We start from the raw sequence: 22,545 nt of genomic DNA on the forward strand, positions 1-22,545 counted from the left end.
CTAGAGCGTTGGCCCGATGCTCATCGGCCCGCTTACCGGCCGGCGCCGTGCCCGAATTGACCGGCGTCGATGCGTTCCAGCCGACCCTCGGTGTAAGAGGCGATCTGATCGACGACGACCCGCAGCCGGGCGCCGTCGTCGGCAGCGGTGTTGAATGCCGCGGCGAAAAGCGGGTCGAGCGTCCGCGGCGCCCCAGCGTACAGTCCTTGCGCCACCCGATGGATACGCTCGCGCTGGCGGGCCTGCGTCTGAAGGTGCCGCGGGTCCGACATGATGAACTGCAGCGCCAGGGTCTTCAACAGCGCAACCTCGGCACGCACCAAGTCCGGCACCCGCAAGTCGGCGCGGTAGCGCACCAGCGGGCCCGGGCCGGCCGCGGCGCGGGTGGTCGCGATGGCGGCCGAGGCAAACCGGCCCACCAGCTCACTGGTCAGCCGCTTGAGCGCGACCGACGCCGACAGCGTGGCGTCGTACTTGCCGACCGCGGCGACGACCGGCAGCCTCGACAGCCGTCGCGCGGCCGCCATCAATTCGTCGGCACTCACCCGGGGCATTTCCTTTTCCCCCAGCTTGGCCAACGCGGCCGCGTCGTCGTCGTCGGCGAGCACGCGCAGGTCGATGCGTTCGGAGACGACGCCGTCCTCGACGTCGTGCACCGAATATGCGACATCGTCGGCCCAGTCCATCACCTGAGCTTCAAGGCACGTCCGGTTCGCCGGTGCCCGTGCGCGCACCCAGGCCGCAGGATCGCGGTCCTCGTCGTAGAACCCGAACTTGCGATTACCTTGCCCCGGCATCCATGGATACTTGGTGACCGCGTCCAGCGATGCGCGCGTCAGGTTCAGCCCCGCGCTATATCCCTGTGCATCAAGGACTTTCGGCTCAAGGCTGGTTAAGATGCGAAAATTCTGCGCATTGCCCTCGAAGCCGCCGTACTCGGCTGCGACTTCGTCCAGCGCCCGCTCCCCGTTGTGCCCATAGGGCGGATGCCCGATGTCGTGGGCCAATCCGGCCAGTTCGACGAGGTCGGGGTCGCAGCCCAACCCGATCGCCATTCCCCGCCCAATCTGGGCGACTTCCAGCGAGTGAGTCAGCCGAGTGCGCGGAGTGTCACCCTCGCGGGGGCCGACAACCTGTGTCTTGTCGGCCAGCCGGCGCAGCGCCGCGCTGTGCAGCACCCGGGCCCGGTCGCGGGCGAAGTCGGTGCGATGCTGGCCGTCGGTACCCGGCAGCCCCGCGGTCTTCGGCGCTTCGGGCACCCGCCGCTGACGGTCGAAGTCGTCGTAGGGATCCTGCTGATTCGTGCTCACCGCCCCACAGTCTGCCAGGGAGGACTCAGACCAGTCGGCATCGTCGCCGCGCTCGATTAAATTGCCCGTATGCGCATCGGTCGCCTGCTCGGCATGATCCTGACGATCGTCACTGTGGGCTTCGCCGGATTGCCGGCGGCGCCGCCATGTGCCGCGCAGCCACCATTCCGGCTTCCGGGCTACGTCACCGACAATGCGGGCGTCCTCACGGAATCTGGTCGCGCCGCAGTGAAGTCGGCCGTCGACAAGCTCTACGCCGACCGCCGCATCCGGTTGTGGGTGGTCTACGTCGACAGCTTCTCCGGGCAGACCGCGGTGACTTGGGCGCAGCGCACCATGCGCACCAGTGAGCTGGGTGATTACGACGCGCTGCTGGCCGTGGCGACCGCCGCACGTGCGTATGCCTTCCTGGTGCCGTCGACTGTGCCGGGGATCAGCGAGAGCCAGGTCGACAGCCTGCGGCGCAATCAGATCGAACCCGCACTGCGCAACGGCGACTTCGGGGGTGCGGCCGTCGCCGCGGCCGACGGGCTCAACAGGTCGCCAAGTTCGCCAAATCGGTTGCCACTGCTGATTGCGCTCGGCGTCATCGTCGTCGCCGCCGTGGCCTTGCTGGTTGTGATGCGCTATCGCGGCCGGCGACGGCGCGCCGCGGCGCTGGCTGCGGCACGACGAGTCGACCCCACCAACGCAACGGCGCTGGCCGCCGTACCGCTGGACGCCCTCGACGATCTCTCCCGCTCGATGGTGGTCGACGTCGACAACGCGGTGCGTACGAGCTCCAACGAGCTTGCGCTGGCGATAGATGAGTTCGGCGAAGAGCGGACCCAGACGTTTACCCGGGCGGTGAACAACGCCAAAGCTGCCCTGGCCCAGGCCTTCACCGTGCGCCAACAACTTGACGACGGCACGCCCGAGACGCCGGCGCAGCGGCGCGAGCTGCTCACCCAGGTGATCGTGTCGGCGGCGCACGCCGACCGCGAGCTGGAGTCGCAGACGGAGGCCTTCGAGCAACTGCGAGATCTGGTGATCAATGCCCCATCCCGGCTCGACGGGCTGACGCAGCGGTACGTCGAACTCACCAGCCGAATCGTCCCGGCCGAACAGCGGCTCGCCGAGTTACACAACGAATTCGGCACTGCGGCACTGGCTTCGGTCTCCGGCAATGTCGCGGCCGCCAAGGAGCGGCTGGCATTCGCCGACCGCAACGTCGGCTCGGCGCGAGATCTGGCGACCCGGGCGGTGAGCGGACAGCAGAGCGGTTTGGTGGATGCGATCCGTGCCGCCGAGTCGGCGCTCGGCCAAGCCCGTGCGCTGCTCGATGCGGTGGACAACGCTGCCGACGACATCCGGCGCGCAGTTGCGACACTGCCGACACTAATCGCCGATGCCCAAACGGGCATCCAGCGTGCCAATGAGCAACTCGAGAAGGCGCAGAACGGGAATGTTGGCCACACCCGCGAACTGATCGCAGCGCGTGATGCGGCGGCCAGCGCGCTGGACAGTGCCCGCGGCGCCGGCTCCGCCGATCCGCTGGCCGCGTTCGCGCGACTGACCAAGGCCGATGCGGACCTTGACCGGTTGCTGGCGACGCTGGCCGAAGAACGGGCAAGCGCCGAGCGGCTCAACCGTTCATTCGAGCAGGCGTTGTTCACCGCCCAGTCGCGGGTGCGTGCAGTGTCCGAGTACATCGACACCCGTCGCGGCAGCATCGGGCCGGAAGCCCGGACCCGGCTCGCCGAAGCGAAACGGCAACTCCAGGCCGCGCAAGACAAGAAGGCGACGAACCTGGCCGAGGCCATTGCCTACGCCAACGGGGCGTCGACGCTGGCCGCTAACGCGCAGGCGCTGGCGAATGCCGACGTGCAATCGGCTCAGCGCGCCTACGCCCGCGGCGGGAGCAACGACATTGGCGCGATGATCGGCGGGATCATCATCGGCAACATCCTGAGCGGGGGCCTGCGGGGCGGGTTTGGCGGCTGGAGCCCCACGTCGTTCGGGGGTTCCTCGAGCTCAACCGGGGGCTCACCCGACGGCGGCTTCATGGGCGGCGGCGGACGGTTCTAAGCGCCCCGGCGGGCAACAAAGCTGCGCACGCCCTCACAGGGGTACTCGGTGCCCCCCGTAAGGGCGTGCGCAGTCTCCGATAATGGCGGCGCACCGGGTGGCCAGTGCGCCGCCGCGAACCGAACTTGTCTAGCTTCCCTTCAGTAGGGTCAGGCCCAACTGGACCCGACAGCGCTGTCGGTGCTCGCCATGTTGCTGCCGGCGGCTTGCACCTTCTGGCCGTGGGCGTTGGCCTGCTCGTAGATCACCTGGAAGTTACGACCCAACTGGGTGATGAACTCCTGGCACGCCACCGAACCGGCGCCGCCCCAAAAGTCCCCAGCGGCCAACACATCGCGAACGATCGCCTGGTGCTCGGCCTCGAGTGACGCGGCCTGCGCCCGGATGGTGGCGCCGTGGGCGTCGACATCGCCGAACTGGTAGTTGATGGTCATCGAACCTGTTCTCCTTAGCTTGTGAAGTGTTGCGCTACAGCGGCTTTCACCGCGATGGCCGTTAGCTGCTGAGGATCTGCTGCGAGGCTTGCTCTTGCTGTTCGTAGTTGTTGGCGTCGCGGATCAGCCCGTCGCGCACCCCGTGCAGCATGTTCACGATGTTGCGGAACGCCTGATTCATCTGGCTCATGGTGTCCAGCGACGTCGCCTCCGCCTGGCCGCTCCAGCCCGCACCCGAGATGTTCTGCGCGGACGCCCACATCCGACGGGCCTCGTCCTCGACCGTCTGGGCGTGCGTTTCAAAGCGACCCGCCATAGCCCGCATCGCGTGCGGATCGGTCATAAAACGTGTTGCCATGTCGCCTGTCTCCTTATTACCTGGACTTACTACCTGGATTTATTACCTGGGATGCTCGTAGGGTTACCTGGATACTCGTAGGGATTGAGCGTCGTGATCGCCGGCGACGAAGATTGCCGAGGCCGCCGATCACTTGTGAAAAAGCGGCAGTCTTCCCCCTCTCTCTCAACCCGCCGCCGGGGAATGCGGTACCACGCTGCTGCTGCTACGCGGCATTTCGAAGCGAGGCTCGGCGTTCTCGGCTTGCCACTCACGCCAAGCTTCCCACTCGTCCCACTCCTCCATGCCTGGGTCGAGCGGCTCCGGGTCCACCGCACCGGGCACCAGCTCGGCGGCGGAGTCCGCGTCGGAATCCTTGGCCCAGTGGTCATAGTCATCCGGTGGAACGGCCACCCCCCAGCTGAGCGGAACCGACAACCCGCCGAGCATGCCCGACTCACCCCGTTTCGCCGACACGGCGTCGTCCGGCAACGGCGGACCAAGAGGCAAAAGCACACCGTCCCCTTCCAGTCCCGATCTCAATGCACATCACTCGACGGCGAGAAATCACCACCAAGCACTCCGCATCGTAAGGCAATCCGGGGGGCAATATCGACGAATTCCACGATTTCTTTGCCCTTATCCCGCGGAGAAACGGGCGCACCTCCGACAGTGGACGCATCGCGGCGCGAGTCGTGACACTCCCTTGGGCCTCCCGGGGGGTCGAGCCAACGGGATGGGCCGCACGGCTTGCGACCGCCTGGCGTTAGCAGATGCCGCTGGGCAACCCGCGGACAGGCACGGATTCCTGGCTCGGCATGGTCTGCGGATAGGGCACCCGGTAGGGAAGCCCCTCGTTCAAGAATCCCAACACCACATTGGGCACACACTTGGCGACCTTCGGCAGTTGGCGGACGGGGTGATCCAGGTTGGGGCGCGACGGGTCGGGCGGAAGGGCGAAGTTGAATGCCGACGTCATATCCCCGGTCACGCTGGCCCGCCACGGCGTCAGGTTGGGAACCGGAACCCCGAACCGCTTTCCGATGAATTGCAGCTGCGACGTGTGATCGAACTGGTCGTGGACCATCAGCCCGCCGCGGCTGTAGGGCGAAATGACGAAGCACGGCACGCGAAAGCCCAGGCCGATCGGGCCACGTATGCCACCGGAGCCGTCGACCTTGTTGATGTCGACACTGTTGGGAATCCATTCGCCGGGCGTCCCCGCCGGCGCCGTCGGAGGTGTGACGTGGTCGAAAAAGCCGCCGTGTTCGTCATAGGCGATGATCAGCGCCGTCTTTTCCCATACCGCCGGATTGGCCAGCAGCGCCTTGATCAGATTCACGATCGTCCATGCCCCGACCGCTATCGGGAATGAGGGATGCTCGGACTCGACGGTCAACGGGACGACCCAGGAGACCGCAGGCAATGTGTTGTTGATGATGTCACGGACGAAGTCGCCGGGATAGGTCGGCGCAATGCCGTAACGGGCCAGGTCCGACCGTGGGTTTCCCGCTTGCTTGAAACTCCCCACATACCCGTTGCGGCTTAGGGACGTGTCGTTGAGCCCGCCGAGCAACTTGCTGTTGTAGACCTTCCAACTGATCCCGGCATCACTGAGGTTCTCCGGCATGATGCGCCAGGTGAACGTCAACTTCGGCTGGATCGAAGGTTCGACAATCTGGGGTCCACCTTTGTCGCCGTCGGGATTGACCGTGGCGCTTATCCAGTACAGCCGGTTGGGCATGGTCCCGCCCAGCAGCGAAGAGTGGTAGTGGTCGCAGATCGTGAACGTGTCCGCCAACAGGTAATGGATCGGTATGTCGGGACGTGCGTAGTAGCCCATCACCACGGGGGTATTGCCCACCGACCGGGTCCTCGCTTGCGCAGCCAGCCAGCCGTCGTTGGCGCCGCCGTTCCAGGACAGGTGGGCGGCGATCCACTGGTGGTCGGGGTCATTGACGCACTCACCAACACCGTTGGGTCCCCTGGTCGTATCGATGCGGTAAGGCAAGGTGATGCCGGCGGGGTCAAGCGACTGCGTCTGGGGATTCCAGCCCTTTTGCTGGAATAGTGGAGTAGGGGTGTTGAATCCATCGACGCCGGAGAGGGTGCCGAAGTAGTGATCGAATGATCTGTTTTCCTGTAGGCACAGCACAATGTGCTCGATGTCGGTCAAATGACCGGCGCAGGTACCGGCACCATAGGCCTTTTCGATCACCGGGGCGGCCCAGTCCGTCAGAAACGCCGCGGCGCCAGCACCGGTGGCCTTAGCGAGGAATTCTCGACGCGACATTCCGGCGAATGCGCTTTGAACCATCACGCCCGCCCTTCTTGGCATATTCCGGCTCACCGTATATTCACGTCAGCGATCTTTGGTCAAGCACCAGCCGGCGTGTCGTGCGCTGCGACCATTCAAAATTCTGGATCAGCAGAGACCGCTGGGAATTCCGCGGACAGGCTGGGTTTCCTGAGTGGGCATCGCCTGCGGGAATGGCACCCGATACGGAATTGATGTCTTAAGCGTCGATCCCAGTACGACGTTGGGAACGCACTGCGGCAACTTCGGAACCGCGGACAGCACCGGATGATCCAAATTGGGCCGCGACGGATTCGGCGGGACGGCGAAGTTGAACGTCGAGGTCATATCGCCGACCGTCGCGTTTCGCCAAGCGCTGATGTTGGGAACCGGCACGCCAAAGCGCGCGCTGATTAGTTTCAGCGTTGAGGTGTGGTCGAAAACGTCATGCACCATCAGCGGGCCACGGCTGTACGGAGAAATGACTATGCATGGGACGCGGAAACCCAAACCGATCGGACCGCGGATACCACCGGACCCCGGAACCGAGTTGATGTCGGGGACGGTGACGAATTCGCCGGGTGTGCCCGGCGGCGGCGTGGGCGGGGTGACGTGGTCGAAGAAGCCACCGTTTTCGTCATAGTTGACGATCAGCGCGGTCTTCTCCCACACCGCCGGATTGGAAAGCAAGATCCGCAGGACGTCCACTATCGCGACAGCGCCGACGTTGACCGGAAACGCGGGATGTTCCGACAGCAGAAACCCCGGGAGCACCCAGGAAACCTTGGGCAGCTGGTTGGCTTTGACGTCGGCGGCGAAGTCGCGCGGGTAGGTCGGGGCGATACCGAAACGGGCCAGGTTCGACCTCGGATCCCCGGCTTGCTTGAAATCATTGACCAGCCCGTTGTAGCCAACGACCGTGTTGTTGAGGGCTCCCAGCAACTTGTTCTGGTAGACCTTCCAACTGATCGCGGCGTCCTCGAGGTTCTCCGGCATGATGCGCCAGCTGTAGTGCTGCAGCGGCTGGATGTTGGGCTCTACCAGCACCGGACCACCATTGGTGCCAGCGGGGTCGATCCAGGCGCTCATCCAGTAGAGCCGGTTGGGCGTGGTTCCGCCGAGCAACGAGCAAAAGTAGTGGTCACAGATCGTGAAGGTATCTGCCAGCAGGTAGTGGATGGGCAGGTCACGGCGCGTGTAGAAGCCCATCGTCACGGGCACATTGGCTTGTAGCGGACTGCTCGCGGCCTGCGCTGGCAGCCAGCCGTCGTTAGCACCGCCGTTAAACGAGTTGTGCATGGCGACCCATGCGTGGTCGGGGTCGTTGACGCATTCGCCGTCCACTGCGGGGCCGCGGGTGGTGTCGAAGCGGTACGGGATCGTAATACCGGCGGGGTCAAGATTCTGCGTCTGCGGGTTCCAGCCCTTTTGCGCGAATGCCGGCGACGGATCGTCGAACCCCAGGGTGCCGGAGAGTGTCCCGAAGTAATGATCGAACGACCGGTTCTCTTGCATCAACAACACGATGTGTTCGATATCGGTCAAATGCCCCGGACAGGGGCCCGCACCATAAGCCTTTTCGATCACCGGACCGGCCAAGGATAGGAAAGCTCCGGCGCTGGTTGCGGCAGCCGCTTTGGCGAAAAACTGTCGACGGGTCATCCCGTCGACCGGATGCTCGCTCCCCACGCGCCCTCCTTGACCGCCTCCCGGAACACATTCCAAATCACGGTATAGTTGCGGCGCCCACCAGCCACGACACGCCGACCGGCGTGTCGTGCTCGGATTCCGCTTACTTGCCGGGCGGTGGCGCATTGTCGCGTTGGCGAACTATCCGTTTCAGGTTTTGCTCCGACCTCGATTCCAGGGTTTGCTCCGCAATTTTCTGGCCATCAAGTGGTGTCAAGAGTTTTCTGGTAACCAGTCGCGCGCCATTCAGCTGCACAGGCCACTGGGAATCCCCCGAGTGGGCCCGGTTTCTTGGGTGGGCATCGACTGCGGGAACGGCACCCGATACGGAAGGCTCGGCAACGCTCCGTCGGTTGTGCCCAGCACGACGTTGGGGATGCATTGCGGCAGCTTCGGCACGGCCGCCAGCAAAGGGTGGCTCAAATTGGGTCGCGATGCCTTCGGCGGGACGGCGAAGTTGAACGCCGAAGTCATGTCGCCGACCACACTATCTCGCCAGGCAGTCAGGTTGGGAACCGGCACGCCGAACCGCGCGCGGATCAACTTCAACTGCGACGTGTGGTCGAACGTGTCATGGACCATCAGCCCGCCTCGACTCCACGGGGAAATGACGAGGCAGGGCACCCGAAAGCCCAGACCCAGCGGACCGCGGATGCCACCGGACCCAGGAACCGCGTCGATGTCTGGCACCGTGACATATTCGCCAGGAGTCCCGGGCGGCGCCGTCACCGGCACGACGTGGTCGAAGAAGCCGCCGTTTTCGTCATAACTGACGATCAGGGCAGTCTTTTCCCACACCGCCGGATTGGACAGCAAAATCCGCAGCGCGGTCACCATCGATACCGCCCCAAGCGCTACCGGCAGGGCAGGGTGCTCGGACTGCAGGATGTTCGGAACCAACCAGGACACCTTGGGCAGCCTGTTGGCTTTGACGTCCTCGGCGAAATCGCCGGGATAGGTCGGGGCGATGCCGAAACGGGCCAGGTTCGACCTCGGATTTCCGGCCTGCTTGAAGGCCTGGACCAGTCCGTTGTTGCTGATCGGCGTGTTGATGAATCGCCCAAAACTCTTGTTTTGGTATACCTTCCAGCTGACTCCGGCATCTTCGAGGTTCTCCGGCATGATGCGCCAGCTGTACTGCTGCAGCGGCAGGAAGCCGGGCTCGACAAGTTGCGGGCCGCCGTTGGTGCCGGCGGGGTCGATGTGGGCGCTTAGCCAGTACAGCCGGTTGGGCAGAGTCCCCGTCAGCAGCGAACAATGGTAGCCGTCGCAAATTGTGAACGTGTCCGCCAGCAAATAGTGGATTGGGATGTCTTGACGCGTGTAGTAACCCATTGTCATAGGGACATAGGGGCCCGTGCGGGTGGTCGCCTGCGCCGGTAGCCAGTTGTCGTTGGCGCCGCCGTTCCATGCCAGGTGCATCGCGATCCACTGGTGTTCGGGGTCGTTGACGCACTCGCCGTCCACGAAGGGACCTCGGGTGGTGTCAAGGCGGAACGGAATCGTGATGCCGGCGGGATCCAGTGCCTGCGTCCGCGGGTTCCACCCCGGTTGCTGGAAGGCTGGCGACGCGGTGTTGAATCCATTGGTGCTCGAGAGCGTCCCGAAATAGTGATCGAATGAGCGGTTCTCCTGCATCAACAGCACGATGTGCTCGATGTCGGTCAAATGCCCCGGGCAAGGCCCCGCGCCGTAGGCCTTTTCGATCACCGGTGCGGCCCAGTCCATCAGAAACGCCGCGGCGCCGGCACCGGTGGCTTTTGCCAGAAAGTCTCGGCGCGACATTCCGAGGAATGGGCTTACGCTCACCAGACCTGCCTTCCCGCGCACATTCTTCAGATCACGGTATAGTTGCGACCCTCGTCGAGCGCGCTATGCCAACGGGCGTGTCGCGTGCGCGTATTGGCAGAGCAGCAAACACAACTATGCTGTTTTGGGCGTCACTGGGTGCCCGAATGCGCGCCAGCGACTCGCGACACCGCACCGGGCACACAGGCTGACAAACGGGCGCCGACCGATCACCTGAAAGGTCTTGGGCGCCAGGGGATGACGTCGCCACTGCCCTGCCTAAGGTGACCTCGGCTGCAGATCCGGCCGTTGGCGTCGTCACGTCCGCGAGGAGCTGCGGCGCACGAGCGACCGCGACGCCAGCGTCGCCCGTTGCCTCGCGGGCCTCCTTGTCGGCAAGTTCCCGGGCCGCGCCGCCGCGCAACCAGCGACCCGTGAGAGCTCCCCGGCATCCCGAGCATTCCTGGGCCCGCCAATTCGGCCGGGGAAGCAGCTGCCGATCACAACGAAAGAGTGCCTCGACAAAAAATTTAGCCAACCCAATATTTTTAACCGAACCCTCATAGACCCATTTCGCTTCCGGCTTGGGTGCCGGCATTTCAGGCGAATAATTCGAGGTCAACGACCGGGCCACCGGGGTGGCGGTGAAATGGCTTGTCCCGCTGGCCGTCTTATGAGTTCGCCAGAAATGACTCTGGGCGGTCATCGCACCGCGTGATCTGGCGGTTATTGGCAAACCAATCTGCTAATCGCACAAGACAACCCGCCCCTGGCGCGGTAGCGTTCCCTGCCATGTGGGGCACAGTGCTGGTGTTAGCTCTGGTGGCGACAGCCGACCCCGTGCGTATCGGGATCAGCGTCCTCTTGTCCTCACGACCCCGGCCGCTTCGTCAGCTGGTCGCGTGCTGGCTCGGCGGAGTAACAATCAGCGTTGGTATGGCGCTGGGTGTGCTCTTCGGGCTGCGGGACTTCGCACTTTCAGTCATGCAGAGAGTCCAACTCGCCGCCGCCAGTTCCGCGGGCGGGCAGGTTCGGGTCGCGATGGGTGTGGTGGCGTTGATGATCGCCGCCCTCGCGCTTGGGCTGTCACCGCGCTTGCGGGCCCGGGTGGCTCTGCCCGGCGCCAACCCGTCGCATCTGCAGGCGCTGACGTCGACCGCATTCTCCAGATTGTCGACGCACGCCCACGGTGCGCTGCGGGCCAGACCGCTATGGGTGGCGTTCATCATCGGACTTGGGCTATCAACGGACCTCAGGTATTTGGCGGCGCTTACCGCCATCTTGGCCTCGGGAGTCGCTACCGGCAGCCAACTGATAGCCGCCGCCGTGTACTCCGTCGTGGCCCTGGCGTTCGTCGAGATCCCGCTCGTAAGCCAACTGGTCGCACCGGCAAAGACCTGCCAGGCCCTGACTGTCGCGCACGGCTGGGTGAAAGGTCGCCGGCAACAGCTGTTCGCCGTCGTCATCGCGATGCTGGGGGTATTCCTGGTGACCAGCGGAATGGGCTACGCCTGAGCAAAGCATCACGTCCCCACGGCGAACTGCTTCGGCGACGGCCCCGTCCGGCAACATGGGCGCGCCGTCCCGGCCTGGCTCGTATTGTGCTGCGCTGCAACACGGTTCGTGTTGGCATGCCAAGGGCGCGGGTAATGCACGTGCCCCCTGGTGCTACCCGCGCCCCTGACAGTGTGGCTAGGGCTGGATGGCCCGGCTTCTCACTCGCGCCGTTCCGGCGCTCGCCGGCGCCGGCTAGGGCTAGCCTAGAACTGGCTAGGCCCAGCTAGAACCCACCGCCGAGTCGGTGCTGGCCATGTTGCTGCCCGCGGCTTGTACCTTCTGCCCATGAGCATTGGCCTGCTCGTAGATCACCTGGAAATTACGGCCCAACTGGGTGATGAACTCTTGGCAGGCCACCGACCCGGCACCACCCCAGAAATCACCGGCCGCCAACACATCACGCACGATCGCCTGATGCTCAGCCTCCAACGACGCCGCCTGAGCCCGAATCGTGGCCCCATGGGCATCCACATCACCAAACTGGTAATTAATCGTCATCACCAACGTCCTTTCAGCTGCTCAAGACCTGCTGCGAAGCCTGCTCTTGCTGCTCATAGTTATTCGCGTCGCGGATCAACCCGTCCCGCACCCCATGCAGCATGTTCACAATGTTGCGAAACGCCTGATTCATCTGGCTCATCGTGTCCAACGACGTCGCCTCGGCCAGCCCACTCCAGCCGGCACCCGAAATGTTCTGCGACGACGCCCACATCCGCCGCGCCTCATCCTCAACCGTCTGCGCATGCACCTCAAACCGACCAGCCATCGCCCGCATCGCGTGCGGATCGGTCATAAACCGAGTAGCCACCACACCGCTCCCTTCCACAATCCCGTCAATCGACAATCAATCCATCACCACAAGCACCGAAGACCCCGACCTATCACCCCCGCCCTATCCGACCCCAATGCGCGGCACCACGCTGGGCCGCGCCTGCACCACATGCGGATTGGCCCCACCGCGGCCCATCATTCCCGCGGGCATACCAGCACCGGCCCCACCCATCGGCATTGGCATCGGCATCATCCCCATACCACCAGTACCGGCAGCCTGCGCCATGGCCGCGGGATTCATCGCACCCAACCCCGCCATCGCCGACGACGCCATCGCCTTGGGCATCGACCCCTGCCAGGTCGGTGGCACCGACATCGACCCCACCAGATGCGCCTTTCCTAAACCGGCACCCATCTCCGCCCCCAGCCCACCGGCACCGCCGCCCAGCCCCTTCAACCCTGGAGCGGTGTCACCAACAAACTTCGGCATATCGGCCCCCACGGTCGCCGCATTAGCCAACCCGGCCGAACTCGCATTGGCGCTCTGCGCCAACGACATCATCGGCGAGATCAACATGCTCGCCGGATACGCCGCAACCTGAGCCGCCGACATCAACGTCGACACCGGCACCGCCGACGCCAACGACTGCACACCAGTCACCACACCGGGCAACGCCGCCACTGCCCCCTGAGCCACCGGCACCACCGGAGCCACCACCGCCGACATCGTCCCAGCAACCTCAGCACCCACCTGCGAGGCCAACCCCGCCAAGTCCACCGGCGGCACGCTAAACGGCGTCAACGTCGACGCCACCGCCAGTGCCCCGCCGTGATAGCCCACCATCGCGGCCACATCTTGCGCCCACATCTCCATGTAATCGAACTCCGTGGCCGCAATCGCCGGCGTGTTCTGACCCAAGAAATTCGTCGCGATCAACGACACCAACGACACCCGATTCGCCGTCACCGCCGCCGGATGCACCGTGGCCACCAACGCCGTCTCGAACGCCGTCGCCGCCGCCCGAGCCTGACCGGCCGCCAACGCCGCCTGCGACGCCGCCGCGCTCAACCAACCCACATACGGTGCCGCCGCCGCCGCCATCGCCACCGACGCCGGACCCGCCCAGGGCCCACCCGTCAACCCCGCAATCACCGAATCGAACGACGACGCCGACGCCGCCAAATCCGTCGCCAAACCATCCCACGCCGCCGCCGCCGTGAACAACGGCCCAGCCCCCGCGCCAGCAAAAATCAACGCCGAGTTAATCTCCGGCGGGAAAAACACAAAACCAGGAATCATCGACATCGCAACCCCAAACCAACACGCCGCGCTAACGGCCCCATCAACCACACACCCCAGCAGTCACCCACCGCGGCCAAGCACACCACGGCTGAAGCCTAAGACAAACCAGACCGAAAATCCCGGACTTTCACCAAATCCTTAGCCGGCAAATGTGGAGCGCTTGAACCGCGCCCGTCACGACTCCCGGCCGGGCGCCCGTCCGGACGCCCACCTGTCAACAGATTGGACGACGGCATCGCCGGTGAGGATGGCGCGCCATGTGGGAAGTTGTAGGAGTAAAATTTGCCGACTCACCGGCATTCCGAGCGTGGGTGGGGCCGTCGGTGTCGGTCGGCGGCGTGGCGTGCGCGGGCGCGCTGGACAATATTCAGCGAATATGGAGTTCCGCCCGCAGCCTGCCTAGAGCCACCCGGTCACGCGATTTCGTCTCACCTTTCAGATGCGTCCGTAATCGCGCGCGGCCGACCCGTCCCAGGACAACCCCTCCGCCTAGTAGTTCATCACTGCGGCGCCAACACGAGAAGCGATCACCACTAACCGCCGAACAACCCCTTGAAGAAACCTGACACGAAATTGCCGTTGTTGAACAGGCCCGAGTTGCCACTGCCGGAGTTGAATAAGCCCGAACTGATGGCACCTGTGATGTTGCCGATCACAAAGATGCCCGAGTTGTCGACTGCCCCGTTATAATAACCCGAATTGCCGTAGCCGGTGTTGAGAATACCTGAGTTTCCTCCGAAGGCCATTGTGGTGCTGGTATTGACCCAGCCCGAGTTACCGAAACCTGATTGCTGGAATCCCGAGTTGCCGCTGCCCGACGGGTCGTTCTGCCCAAAACCGGAGTTACCGGTGCCGACGTTGAAGAAGCCCGAGTTCGGCCCGACTTGGGTCACTGCGCTGAAGAAGCCCGTGTTAAGGCCGCCCGCGTTGAAGCCCCCGGTGTTGGTGTTGCCCGAGTTAAAGAACCCGGTGTTGACGTCGCCCGCATTTGTGAAGCCCGTGTTGGTGTCGCCCGCATTAAGGAATCCGGTGTTGAAGTTGCCCGCATTCCCGAAGCTCGAGTTGACGTTGCCGGCATTAAAGCTGCCCGAGTTGCCGTTGCCGCCGTTGAAGAAGCCGGTATTTCCATTGCCGGCGTCGGCGAAGCCCGTGTTGGTGCTGCCGCCATTCCAGAATCCCGTGTTGACATTGCCCGCATTCCCGAAGCCCGTGTTCGAAATGCCCGAGTTCCCAAAGCCCACGTTGCCGGTGCCCGAGTTGAAGAAGCCGACATTGTTGGTACCGGAGTTGAACAAACCGATGTTTCCGCTGCCGGAATTCAGATTGCCGAACCCAAATTGACCGTTGCCGGTCAGCCCGAATCCGATGTTGTTGTTGCCCGTGTTACCGAAGCCGATATTCCCGCTGCCGGTGTTCCCGAAGCCCCAGTTGTTGCTGCCGAAATTCCCGCCGCCGACGTTAGAGCTTCCATTGTTGCCGCTGCCCAAGTTCGTGTTGCCGATGTTGCCGCTGCCCAGATTTTGGTTGCCGACGTTGCCGCTGCCCAGGTTGCTGGAACCGATGTTGCCGCTGCCCAGGTTGCTGGAACCGATGTTGCCGCTGCCCAGGTTTTGGTTGCCGATGTTGCCGCTGCCCAGGTTGGTGTTACCGATGTTGCCGCTGCCCAGGTTGAGGCTGCCGATGTTGCCGCTGCCCAGGTTGGTGTCACCGCTATTGCCGCTGCCAAAGTTGGTGTCACCGGTGTTTCCGCTACCCACATTCAGGGAGCCGATGTTGCCGAAGCCGAAGTTGATGCCCTGCAGAGGTGCCGGCACGCTGGAAGCTGGGGCGGACAGCGGTCCGTGCCAGGGCGCCAGCTGCGCCGCCACCGCCGACGCCCCCGCGTGATACCCCGCCATCGCGGCCACATCCGCGGCCCACATCTGTTCATAGGCAGCCTCAGCAGCCGCAATCGCCGGCGCATTCTGCCCCAACACATTCGCCAACACCAACTGCACAAACCCACGACGGTTGGCCGCCACCACCAGCGGATGAACCGTGGCCGCCCGCGCCGCCTCAAACACACCCGCCACCGCCCGCGCCTGAGCCGAGGCCCCCGCAGCCCGCGCCGCCGCCGCACTCAACCACCCCGCATACGGCGCCGCCGCAGCCACCATCGCCGCCGACGCCGCACCCTGCCACCCCTGACCCGCCAACCCCGAAGTCACCGACGCAAACAAATCCGCCGCCGAACCCAACTCCGACGCCAACCCGTCCCAGGCCACCGCCGCCGCCAACATCGGCCCCGAACCCGCCCCAGAGAACATCCGCAACGAATTGATCTCCGGCGGCAACACCGAAAAACTCATCACCCACCGCCCTCCTCTAACCGAATATTCTCAACCGCACACCCCGCCGTTACCGCAAACGACACGCGCCACCCACCACAGGCCCCCGTCGATGCGTCTACCGACAGACGGCTTCGATGGCTACCGGAAGAAGCCCGACAGCATATTGCCCACGTTGAACCCACCGGAATTCTGGCTGCCCGAATTTACGATGCCCGAACTGTCGTCGCCCGAGTTGGAGATACCCGCGAGCCGGCTACCCGAGTTGGTAATTCCCGCATTATGGCCGCCGATGTTTCCGTATCCGGAGTTGAAGCCGGGCGTGAACCCGGCGCCCGCGTTCGAGATGCCCGAGTTACCTGTCCCGAAGTTGAAGAAGCCGGAGTTTCCGGTGCCCGAGGGATCATTGTTCCCCCAGCCCGAGTTGCCGGTGCCCAGGTTTCCGAAGCCGGAGTTGCCGACTGTTTGAGTGAGTGCGCTGCCAATGCCGGTGTTGAGGTCACCCGCGTCCCAGAAGCCGGTGTTGATATTGCCCGCGTTGAAGAACCCGGTGTTGACGTTGCCAGAATTTGCGAAGCCGGTGTTCGAGTCGCCCGAGTTGAAAAATCCCGTGTTTCCAGCACCCGAATTTGCGAAGCCGGTGTTCTCGAAGCCCACGTTAAAGCTACCGAAGTTCGAATTTCCGCCGTCGAAGATACCGAAGTTTCCGCTACCGGCACTGCCGAAGCCAGTGTTCGAATTACCGGAGTGCCAGAAGCCGGTGTTGAAGTTACCCGCATTTCCAAAGCCCGTGTTTCCGTTGCCCGAGTTGAAGAAGCCAATATTTCCATTACCGGAGTTGAAGAAGCCGATATTGTTGTTGCCGGAGTTGAACAATCCGAAGTTTCCGCTGCCGGAGTTCAGTTCGCCGAAGCCGAATTTATTGTTGCCAGTCAGCCCGAATCCGATGTTGTTGTTGCCCTTGTTCCCAAAGCCGAAATTGGTGTCTCCGGTGTTGCCAAAGCCGAAATTGGTGCTGCCGATGTTTCCGCTGCCGAAGTTGAAGTCGCCGATGTTTCCGCTGCCTATGTTGACGTCGCCGTTGTTTCCGTTGCCGATGTTGATCGTGCCGAAGTTTCCGCTACCCAGGTTGATGCTGCCGATATTCCCGCTGCCCAGGTTCCCACTGCCAAAGTTTCCGCTACCGATGTTAAAGTCACCGATGTTACCGCTACCGGTGTTTCCGGTTCCTATATTTCCGGAGCCGAGGTTGTCGTTACCGTAATTTCCGCTTCCCCAATTCCAATCGTTGACGTTTCCGCTGCCGAAGTTCAGGTTGCCGATGTTTCCGCCGCCCACGTTCAGTGTGCCGATGTTCCCGAGGCCCAGGTTCAGACTCAGGTCGGTAAGGGACTGCGCCGCGGCGGCGGGCATCGCATTTGCCTGCGCGCCGAGCGCTCGGGCGGCCGCCTGCACGCCGCCCGCGGCTGCCGCGGCCGGCGCGGCGCCCCCCAGCAAACCCGACAGCGTTGACGAACCCGGCGGCGATCCGTGCCAGGGCGCCAGCTGCGCCGCCACCGCCGACGCCCCCGCGTGATACCCCGCCATCGCGGCCACATCCGCGGCCCACATCTGTTCATAGGCAGCCTCAGCAGCCGCAATCGCCGGCGCATTCTGCCCCAACACATTCGCCAACACCAACTGCACAAACCCACGACGGTTGGCCGCCACCACCAGCGGATGAACCGTGGCCGCCCGCGCCGCCTCAAACACACCCGCCACCGCCCGCGCCTGAGCCGAGGCCCCCGCAGCCCGCGCCGCCGCCGCACTCAACCACCCCGCATACGGCGCCGCCGCAGCCACCATCGCCGCCGACGCCGCACCCTGCCACCCCTGACCCGCCAACCCCGAAGTCACCGACGCAAACAAATCCGCCGCCGAACCCAACTCCGACGCCAACCCGTCCCAGGCCACCGCCGCCGCCAACATCGGCCCCGAACCCGCCCCAGAGAACATCCGCAACGAATTGATCTCCGGCGGCAACACCGAAAAACTCATCACCCACCGCCCTCCTCTAACCGAATATTCTCAACCGCACACCCCGCCGTTACCGCAAACGACACGCGCCACCCCCGGCAAGCATCGATCACCCACCCGGCGGTGGCGGCTAGCTGCCCTTGAGCCGCACTGCCAGATAATCGGCGACGGCGTCCATCGAGATCCGCTCCTGGGTCATGGCGTCGCGCTCGCGCACGGTGACTGCGTTGTCGTCCAGTGAATCGAAATCCACCGTCACGCAGAACGGCGTGCCGATCTCGTCCTGGCGCCGGTAACGGCGGCCGATGGCGCCGGCATCGTCGAACTCGACGTTCCAGCATTTCCGCAGCTCGGCGGCCAAGTCGCGCGCCTTCGGGCTCAGGTCGGCGTGCCTGGACAGCGGCAACACAGCGGCCTTGACCGGCGCCAGCCGCGGGTCCAGTCGAAGCAGCGCACGCTTGTCCATCCCACCCTTGGCATTTGGAGCCTCGTCCTCGCTGTAGGCGTCGATCAAAAACGCCATGAACGAGCGGGTCAGGCCGGCCGCCGGTTCGATGACATACGGCGTGTACCGGGCGTCGGCGACCTGGTCGTAGAACGATAGGTCGACACCGGAATGCTTTGCGTGCGTTGATAAGTCGAAATCGGTTCGGTTGGCCACACCTTCCAGCTCGCCCCACGGGTTACCGACGAAGCCGAACTTGTACTCGATATCGACGGTGCGGTCGGAGTAGTGCGACAGCTTGTCCTTGGGATGCTCCCACAAGCGCAGGTTGGCGGGGTCGATGCCGAGGTCGACATACCATTGCAGCCTGGTGTCGATCCAATACTGATGCCACTGCCTTGCGGTCGACGGCTCAACGAAGAACTCCATCTCCATCTGCTCGAACTCGCGGGTGCGGAAAATGAAGTTGCCCGGCGTGATCTCGTTGCGGAAGCTCTTGCCGATCTGCCCGATACCGAAGGGCGGCTTCTTGCGAGCCGTCGTCACCACGTTCGCAAAGTTGATGAAGATGCCCTGCGCGGTCTCCGGGCGCAGATAGTGCAGCCCCTCCTCGGTCTCGATGGGTCCGAGAAAAGTCTTGAGCATCATGTTGAATTCGCGTGGCTCGGTCCACTGCCCGGGCTCGCCGGTGTCCGGGTCGCGGATATCGGCCAACCCGTTGGGCGGCGGCTGCCCGTGTTTGGCTTCATAGGCCTCGATGAGATGGTCGGCGCGGTAACGCTTGTGCGTGATCAGCGACTCGACCAGCGGGTCGTGGAAGACCTCGACGTGGCCGGAGGCCACCCAGACCTCTCGCGGCAGGATGATCGACGAGTCGATGCCCACGACGTCGTCGCGGCCGGTGACCACCGAGCGCCACCATTGCCGTTTGATGTTCTCTTTGAGCTCAACCCCCAACGGACCGTAGTCCCACGCCGATTTTGTGCCGCCGTAGATCTCACCCGAGGGATAGACGAAGCCCCGCCGTTTGGCCAGGTTGACTACGGTGTCGATGACAGACGCCACGGGGCCGTGACTCCCTTCGCCAGGATCGGGGCCGACGCGTGCAGCGGTGACCGCGGCTCGCAAAACACCAGTCATGGTAACGACCGGCACCTACGACCCATCCCCGTCTTTTGACATGCGTTATCACGCATGTGACAGTGGAGGTCAGCCACCAGGCTTCTCGATGCCGGCTACTCCACGAGGTGATGACTCCGACATGGTGACGTCCCCCGCCGCCCAAGATTCATTCTCAGCCGTGGGCGGCGACCACGAACACGTCGCCGCTCGTACGGAGTTCCCCGCGCCGCCACCACGGGAGATTCTCGACGCCGCCGGCGAGCTGCTGCGGGCGCTCGCCGCGCCCGTGCGGATCGCCATCGTGCTGCAATTGCACGAATCTGAGCGCTGCGTGCACGAACTGGTCGACGCGCTGGGCGTGCCACAGCCGCTGGTCAGTCAACACCTCAAGATCCTCAAGGCGGCGGGCGTGGTCGCCGGTGAGCGGTCCGGCCGCGAAGTCTTGTATCGGCTGGCGGACCACCACTTGGCGCACATCGTCGTCGACGCGGTCGCCCACGCCGGCGAGGATGCGCAGTGACCCGCGCGGGCGACGATGCAGTGGGGGCACCGCCCGCTTACGGGGGGCAGCTATGACAGGAGCCGGCGCCCGTTCCACCCGTCAACGAGCGGCGATCTCGACCCTGCTGGAGACGCTCGACGAATTCCGCTCAGCCCAGGAGCTGCATGACGAACTGCGCAGCCGCGGCGAGAACATCGGCCTGACCACCGTCTACCGAACGCTGCAGTCGATGGCCGCGGCGGGCATCCTCGACACGCTGCGAACCGACACTGGCGAGTCGGTGTATCGCAGGTGCTCGGAGCACCATCACCACCACCTGGTGTGCCGCAGCTGCGGGGCCACCATCGAGGTGGGTGACCACGAAGTCGAAATGTGGGCCGCCGAAGTGGCCACCAAGCATGGCTTTTCCGACGTCAGCCACACGATAGAGATCTTTGGCACCTGCTCAGACTGCAGGGCGTTAGGCGATTAGAGCGCGGCGCATCTGAGTTCCCGTATCCAGCACCAGCAGGATCAGAGTGCGCAGCGCGTCGTCTGTCAAGCCGGCGCCGGGAAAGTTGTATCGCAGCATCACGTCTGCCGTTTTGGCCGCACCCTTGCCCGAGTCTCGCTGTACGGCCTTGTCCCCGACCTTTTCCACCATCGTCACGGAGCCGAAGTTCGAATGCTGCGCCTGTTTGGCCACCTGATCGCGGATCTTCTTGGTCAGCGGCAGGTCCCACACCAATATCTGCGTCAGGGAAACCAGGTCGAGGTCTTCGACGATGGTCACCACCCGTAACGAAGCGAACGTGCCATCATGGCGGACCGTGAGACTGCCGTCGGCTTCCTCTTCGAGGGAAAGGACGTCGCGCAGTATTGATGCCAGCCGCTCCTGCAGAGATGGCACTAGGCGCTCCCGAATCGTCGATTGCGGGACGCGTATTCCTCGCAGGCCGCCCACAAGTCGCGACGGTCATAGTCAGGCCACAGCTTGTCCTGGAAGACGTATTCGGCATACGCCGCCTGCCACAACATGAAATTGCTCGACCGGTGCTCACCGGAGGTACGCAGAAACAGGTCCACATCGGGTACGTCGGGCAGCTGCAGGTGCCGGGAGATGGTCGACTCGGTGATCCGCTCCGGGTTCAGCCTGCCCGCGGCGACTTCACGGGCGATTTGCCTTGTTGCTTCGGCGATTTCGGTTCGGCCGCCGTAGTTGACGCAGTAGTTGATGGTGATGACGTTGTTGTTCTTCGTCATCTTCTCGGCGACCTCGAGTTCTTTGATGACGCTGCGCCATAACCTCAGTCGTGAACCCGACCAGCGGACCCGGACGCCCATCGTGTTGAGGATGTCGCGCCGATGCCGTACCACGTCTCGGTTGAACCCCATGAGGAAGCGCACTTCCTCGGGGGAACGCTTCCAGTTTTCGGTCGAGAAAGCGTAGAGACTCAGCCATTTGATCCCAAGTTCGATAGCGCCGCAGACGATATCGAGTACCACGGCCTCACCCGCCTTGTGGCCTTCGGTGCGGCGCAGTCCGCGCTGCGTGGCCCAGCGGCCGTTGCCGTCCATCACGATGGCGACATGAGTGGGCATCCGGTCGGCCAGAATCCGTGGCGCAGCCGCCTTCGAAATGTGTTGCGGCGGCCGGAGCGGTCCCCCGTCGGGCGACGGTGGCAGCTGCGGGAAGACAACCGGCCAGGTCGACTTGTCGGGAAAGGTTGGATAGTCGTCGGGCACCGGGGGCAGTTGTGGGAAGTCGGTGGACCTCAGCTGTCGCTCTGCCTTGCTAGCCACACTCCATATCCTGCCCGATCAGCGCGGCGCGACGTTCGACAACCGAACGATCGGCCTGGTATGACCGCTCTACCAGTGGCAATGTTTTGAGCTGTCGTTCCAGATGCCATTGCAGGTGTGCGGCCACCAATCCGCTGACGTAGCTGCGATGCGATTGCGGTGCCTGCTCTGCGGCCTCCCAATCACCGTCATGCAGCGCGGACATCAGGTCCAGCACACCCAACGGCGGCGTGGTCGAACCTGCCGGGCGGCAATGCGCGCACACACTGCCCCCGGCGGCGATGTGAAACGCCCGATGCGGACCGGGGATGGCGCAACGGGCGCACTCGGTCAGCGCCGGCGCCCATCCGGCGATGCTCATGGCACGCAGTAGATAGGCGTCCAACAGCAGGTCACGGGGCCGACGGCCGTCGGCCACCGCGCGCAGCGCGCTCACCGTGAGTCGATGCAGAGCCGGGGCGGGCGCCCGCTCCTCACCGGCGAGGCGTTCGGCGGTTTCCAGCATCGCGCAGCCGCAGGTGTATCGGCCGTAGTCGCTGACGATGTCGGTGGCGAACGCGTCGATGGAGACGACCTGGGTGACGACGTCGAGGTTGCGGCCGGGGTGTAGTTGCGCGTCGATATGCGCGAACGGCTCCAGGCGCGCGCCAAATTTGCTGCGGGTGCGGCGCACACCTTTGGCCACCGCGCGCACCAGCCCGTGATCGCGGGTCAACAGGGTGACGATCCGGTCGGCTTCGCCGAGCTTGTGCTGGCGCAACACCACAGCCCGGTCCCGATACAGCCGCATCACAACAGT

Annotated in this window: 20 protein-coding genes and 1 pseudogene; 4 read left to right on the forward strand and 17 right to left on the reverse strand. The window is 64.2% G+C overall.

Features of this window, described 5'->3' with window-relative positions:
* Positions 1 to 32 precede the first annotated feature (32 nt).
* Positions 33 to 1,310, reverse strand: coding sequence for a deoxyguanosinetriphosphate triphosphohydrolase (locus G6N24_RS11760; RefSeq protein WP_085161567.1), 1,278 nt, complete (start codon positions 1,308 to 1,310; stop codon positions 33 to 35).
* A 69-nt stretch (positions 1,311 to 1,379) separates the two neighbouring features.
* Here G6N24_RS11760 and G6N24_RS11765 point away from each other — a divergent pair, with 69 nt between their 5' ends.
* Positions 1,380 to 3,377 carry a TPM domain-containing protein gene (locus G6N24_RS11765; RefSeq protein WP_085161569.1) on the forward strand — a complete coding sequence of 666 codons (1,998 nt, stop codon included), beginning with the start codon at positions 1,380 to 1,382 and terminating at the stop codon, positions 3,375 to 3,377.
* A 149-nt stretch (positions 3,378 to 3,526) separates the two neighbouring features.
* Here G6N24_RS11765 and G6N24_RS11770 read toward each other — a convergent pair whose 3' ends face one another.
* The 6 genes from G6N24_RS11770 to G6N24_RS11795 all read right to left on the reverse strand — a co-directional run bounded on the left by G6N24_RS11770 (position 3,527) and on the right by G6N24_RS11795 (position 9,942).
* The gene (locus tag G6N24_RS11770; protein WP_085161053.1) at positions 3,527 to 3,811 is read right to left on the reverse strand and encodes a WXG100 family type VII secretion target; all 285 of its coding nucleotides are present in this window, start codon (positions 3,809 to 3,811) and stop codon (positions 3,527 to 3,529) included.
* A 61-nt stretch (positions 3,812 to 3,872) separates the two neighbouring features.
* On the reverse strand, positions 3,873 to 4,169 hold the full coding sequence (locus G6N24_RS11775; RefSeq protein ID WP_163745493.1) for a WXG100 family type VII secretion target: 297 nt from the start codon (positions 4,167 to 4,169) through the stop codon (positions 3,873 to 3,875).
* A 165-nt stretch (positions 4,170 to 4,334) separates the two neighbouring features.
* Positions 4,335 to 4,664 (reverse strand): hypothetical protein, encoded by a 330-nt coding sequence (locus tag G6N24_RS11780; protein ID WP_139822434.1) that lies wholly within the window; start codon positions 4,662 to 4,664, stop codon positions 4,335 to 4,337.
* 250 nt (positions 4,665 to 4,914) lie between these two features.
* A complete protein-coding gene (locus tag G6N24_RS11785) occupies positions 4,915 to 6,441 on the reverse strand; it encodes a phospholipase C (RefSeq protein WP_139822436.1) in 1,527 nt (508 codons plus the stop codon).
* Between the two features lie 132 nt (positions 6,442 to 6,573).
* Positions 6,574 to 8,106, reverse strand: coding sequence for a phospholipase C (locus G6N24_RS11790; protein ID WP_085161060.1), 1,533 nt, complete (start codon positions 8,104 to 8,106; stop codon positions 6,574 to 6,576).
* Between the two features lie 273 nt (positions 8,107 to 8,379).
* Positions 8,380 to 9,942, reverse strand: coding sequence for a phospholipase C (locus tag G6N24_RS11795; RefSeq protein WP_179963425.1), 1,563 nt, complete (start codon positions 9,940 to 9,942; stop codon positions 8,380 to 8,382).
* Between the two features lie 771 nt (positions 9,943 to 10,713).
* Between G6N24_RS11795 and G6N24_RS11800 the strand changes: the two genes are divergently transcribed.
* Positions 10,714 to 11,436: a GAP family protein gene (locus G6N24_RS11800; RefSeq protein WP_085161055.1), complete on the forward strand. Its 723-nt coding sequence runs from the start codon at positions 10,714 to 10,716 to the stop codon at positions 11,434 to 11,436.
* A gap of 255 nt (positions 11,437 to 11,691) precedes the next feature.
* Here G6N24_RS11800 and G6N24_RS11805 read toward each other — a convergent pair whose 3' ends face one another.
* The 7 genes and pseudogenes from G6N24_RS11805 to G6N24_RS11830 form a co-directional block, all read right to left on the reverse strand.
* Positions 11,692 to 11,976 (reverse strand): WXG100 family type VII secretion target, encoded by a 285-nt coding sequence (locus G6N24_RS11805; protein ID WP_085161053.1) that lies wholly within the window; start codon positions 11,974 to 11,976, stop codon positions 11,692 to 11,694.
* 13 nt (positions 11,977 to 11,989) lie between these two features.
* Positions 11,990 to 12,286, reverse strand: coding sequence for a WXG100 family type VII secretion target (locus tag G6N24_RS11810; RefSeq protein ID WP_085161070.1), 297 nt, complete (start codon positions 12,284 to 12,286; stop codon positions 11,990 to 11,992).
* An 84-nt stretch (positions 12,287 to 12,370) separates the two neighbouring features.
* Positions 12,371 to 13,549 carry a PPE family protein gene (locus G6N24_RS11815; protein WP_085161068.1) on the reverse strand — a complete coding sequence of 393 codons (1,179 nt, stop codon included), beginning with the start codon at positions 13,547 to 13,549 and terminating at the stop codon, positions 12,371 to 12,373.
* 536 nt (positions 13,550 to 14,085) lie between these two features.
* A complete protein-coding gene (locus G6N24_RS25820; protein ID WP_443677544.1) occupies positions 14,086 to 15,039 on the reverse strand; it encodes a beta strand repeat-containing protein in 954 nt (317 codons plus the stop codon).
* Between the two features lie 30 nt (positions 15,040 to 15,069).
* A pseudogene (locus tag G6N24_RS26080) lies at positions 15,070 to 15,900 on the reverse strand (PPE family protein); the annotation flags it as partial.
* Positions 15,901 to 16,020: 120 nt separating this feature from the next.
* Entirely contained in the window at positions 16,021 to 17,916 is a 1,896-nt protein-coding gene (locus G6N24_RS11825; protein WP_211278721.1) for a PPE family protein, read from the reverse strand.
* Between the two features lie 109 nt (positions 17,917 to 18,025).
* A complete protein-coding gene (locus G6N24_RS11830; RefSeq protein ID WP_085161047.1) occupies positions 18,026 to 19,405 on the reverse strand; it encodes a glycine--tRNA ligase in 1,380 nt (459 codons plus the stop codon).
* Between the two features lie 196 nt (positions 19,406 to 19,601).
* Between G6N24_RS11830 and G6N24_RS11835 the strand changes: the two genes are divergently transcribed.
* Complete coding sequence (locus tag G6N24_RS11835; protein ID WP_085161045.1) at positions 19,602 to 19,982, forward strand: ArsR/SmtB family transcription factor; 381 nt, start codon at positions 19,602 to 19,604, stop codon at positions 19,980 to 19,982.
* Positions 19,983 to 20,034: 52 nt separating this feature from the next.
* Entirely contained in the window at positions 20,035 to 20,436 is a 402-nt protein-coding gene (locus G6N24_RS11840) for a Fur family transcriptional regulator (RefSeq protein ID WP_085161043.1), read from the forward strand.
* Here G6N24_RS11840 and G6N24_RS11845 read toward each other — a convergent pair.
* The 3 genes from G6N24_RS11845 to recO are packed head-to-tail and all read right to left on the reverse strand — an operon-like array spanning position 20,425 to position 22,536.
* The gene (locus G6N24_RS11845; RefSeq protein ID WP_085161041.1) at positions 20,425 to 20,853 is read right to left on the reverse strand and encodes a hypothetical protein; all 429 of its coding nucleotides are present in this window, start codon (positions 20,851 to 20,853) and stop codon (positions 20,425 to 20,427) included. The genes G6N24_RS11840 and G6N24_RS11845 overlap by 12 nt on opposite strands.
* A complete protein-coding gene (locus tag G6N24_RS11850; RefSeq protein WP_163745494.1) occupies positions 20,853 to 21,746 on the reverse strand; it encodes a decaprenyl diphosphate synthase in 894 nt (297 codons plus the stop codon). The genes G6N24_RS11845 and G6N24_RS11850 overlap by 1 nt, the downstream gene beginning before the upstream one ends.
* Complete coding sequence (gene recO, locus G6N24_RS11855) at positions 21,739 to 22,536, reverse strand: DNA repair protein RecO (RefSeq protein WP_085161037.1); 798 nt, start codon at positions 22,534 to 22,536, stop codon at positions 21,739 to 21,741. Before recO ends, G6N24_RS11850 begins: the two co-directional genes overlap by 8 nt.
* Between the last annotated feature and the right edge of the window lie 9 nt (positions 22,537 to 22,545).

This window comes from Mycobacterium lacus (assembly GCF_010731535.1).
GTDB classification, from domain to species: Bacteria; Actinomycetota; Actinomycetes; order Mycobacteriales; family Mycobacteriaceae; genus Mycobacterium; species Mycobacterium lacus.

Excerpts from the sequence above, each read along its gene's own strand:
- G6N24_RS11770 (WP_085161053.1), bottom strand. The coding sequence starts at position 3,811 with ATGACCATCAACTACCAGTTCGGCGATGTCGACGCCCACGGCGCCACC.
- G6N24_RS11800 (WP_085161055.1), top strand. The coding sequence starts at position 10,714 with ATGTGGGGCACAGTGCTGGTGTTAGCTCTGGTGGCGACAGCCGACCCC.
- recO (WP_085161037.1), bottom strand. The coding sequence starts at position 22,536 with ATGCGGCTGTATCGGGACCGGGCTGTGGTGTTGCGCCAGCACAAGCTC.
- G6N24_RS11790 (WP_085161060.1), bottom strand. The coding sequence starts at position 8,106 with ATGACCCGTCGACAGTTTTTCGCCAAAGCGGCTGCCGCAACCAGCGCC.
- G6N24_RS11840 (WP_085161043.1), top strand. The coding sequence starts at position 20,035 with ATGACAGGAGCCGGCGCCCGTTCCACCCGTCAACGAGCGGCGATCTCG.
- G6N24_RS11765 (WP_085161569.1), top strand. The coding sequence starts at position 1,380 with ATGCGCATCGGTCGCCTGCTCGGCATGATCCTGACGATCGTCACTGTG.
- G6N24_RS11785 (WP_139822436.1), bottom strand. The coding sequence starts at position 6,441 with ATGTCGCGTCGAGAATTCCTCGCTAAGGCCACCGGTGCTGGCGCCGCG.
- G6N24_RS11775 (WP_163745493.1), bottom strand. The coding sequence starts at position 4,169 with ATGGCAACACGTTTTATGACCGATCCGCACGCGATGCGGGCTATGGCG.
- G6N24_RS11815 (WP_085161068.1), bottom strand. The coding sequence starts at position 13,549 with ATGATTCCTGGTTTTGTGTTTTTCCCGCCGGAGATTAACTCGGCGTTG.
- G6N24_RS11825 (WP_211278721.1), bottom strand. The coding sequence starts at position 17,916 with ATGAGTTTTTCGGTGTTGCCGCCGGAGATCAATTCGTTGCGGATGTTC.
- G6N24_RS11835 (WP_085161045.1), top strand. The coding sequence starts at position 19,602 with ATGGTGACGTCCCCCGCCGCCCAAGATTCATTCTCAGCCGTGGGCGGC.
- G6N24_RS11805 (WP_085161053.1), bottom strand. The coding sequence starts at position 11,976 with ATGACGATTAATTACCAGTTTGGTGATGTGGATGCCCATGGGGCCACG.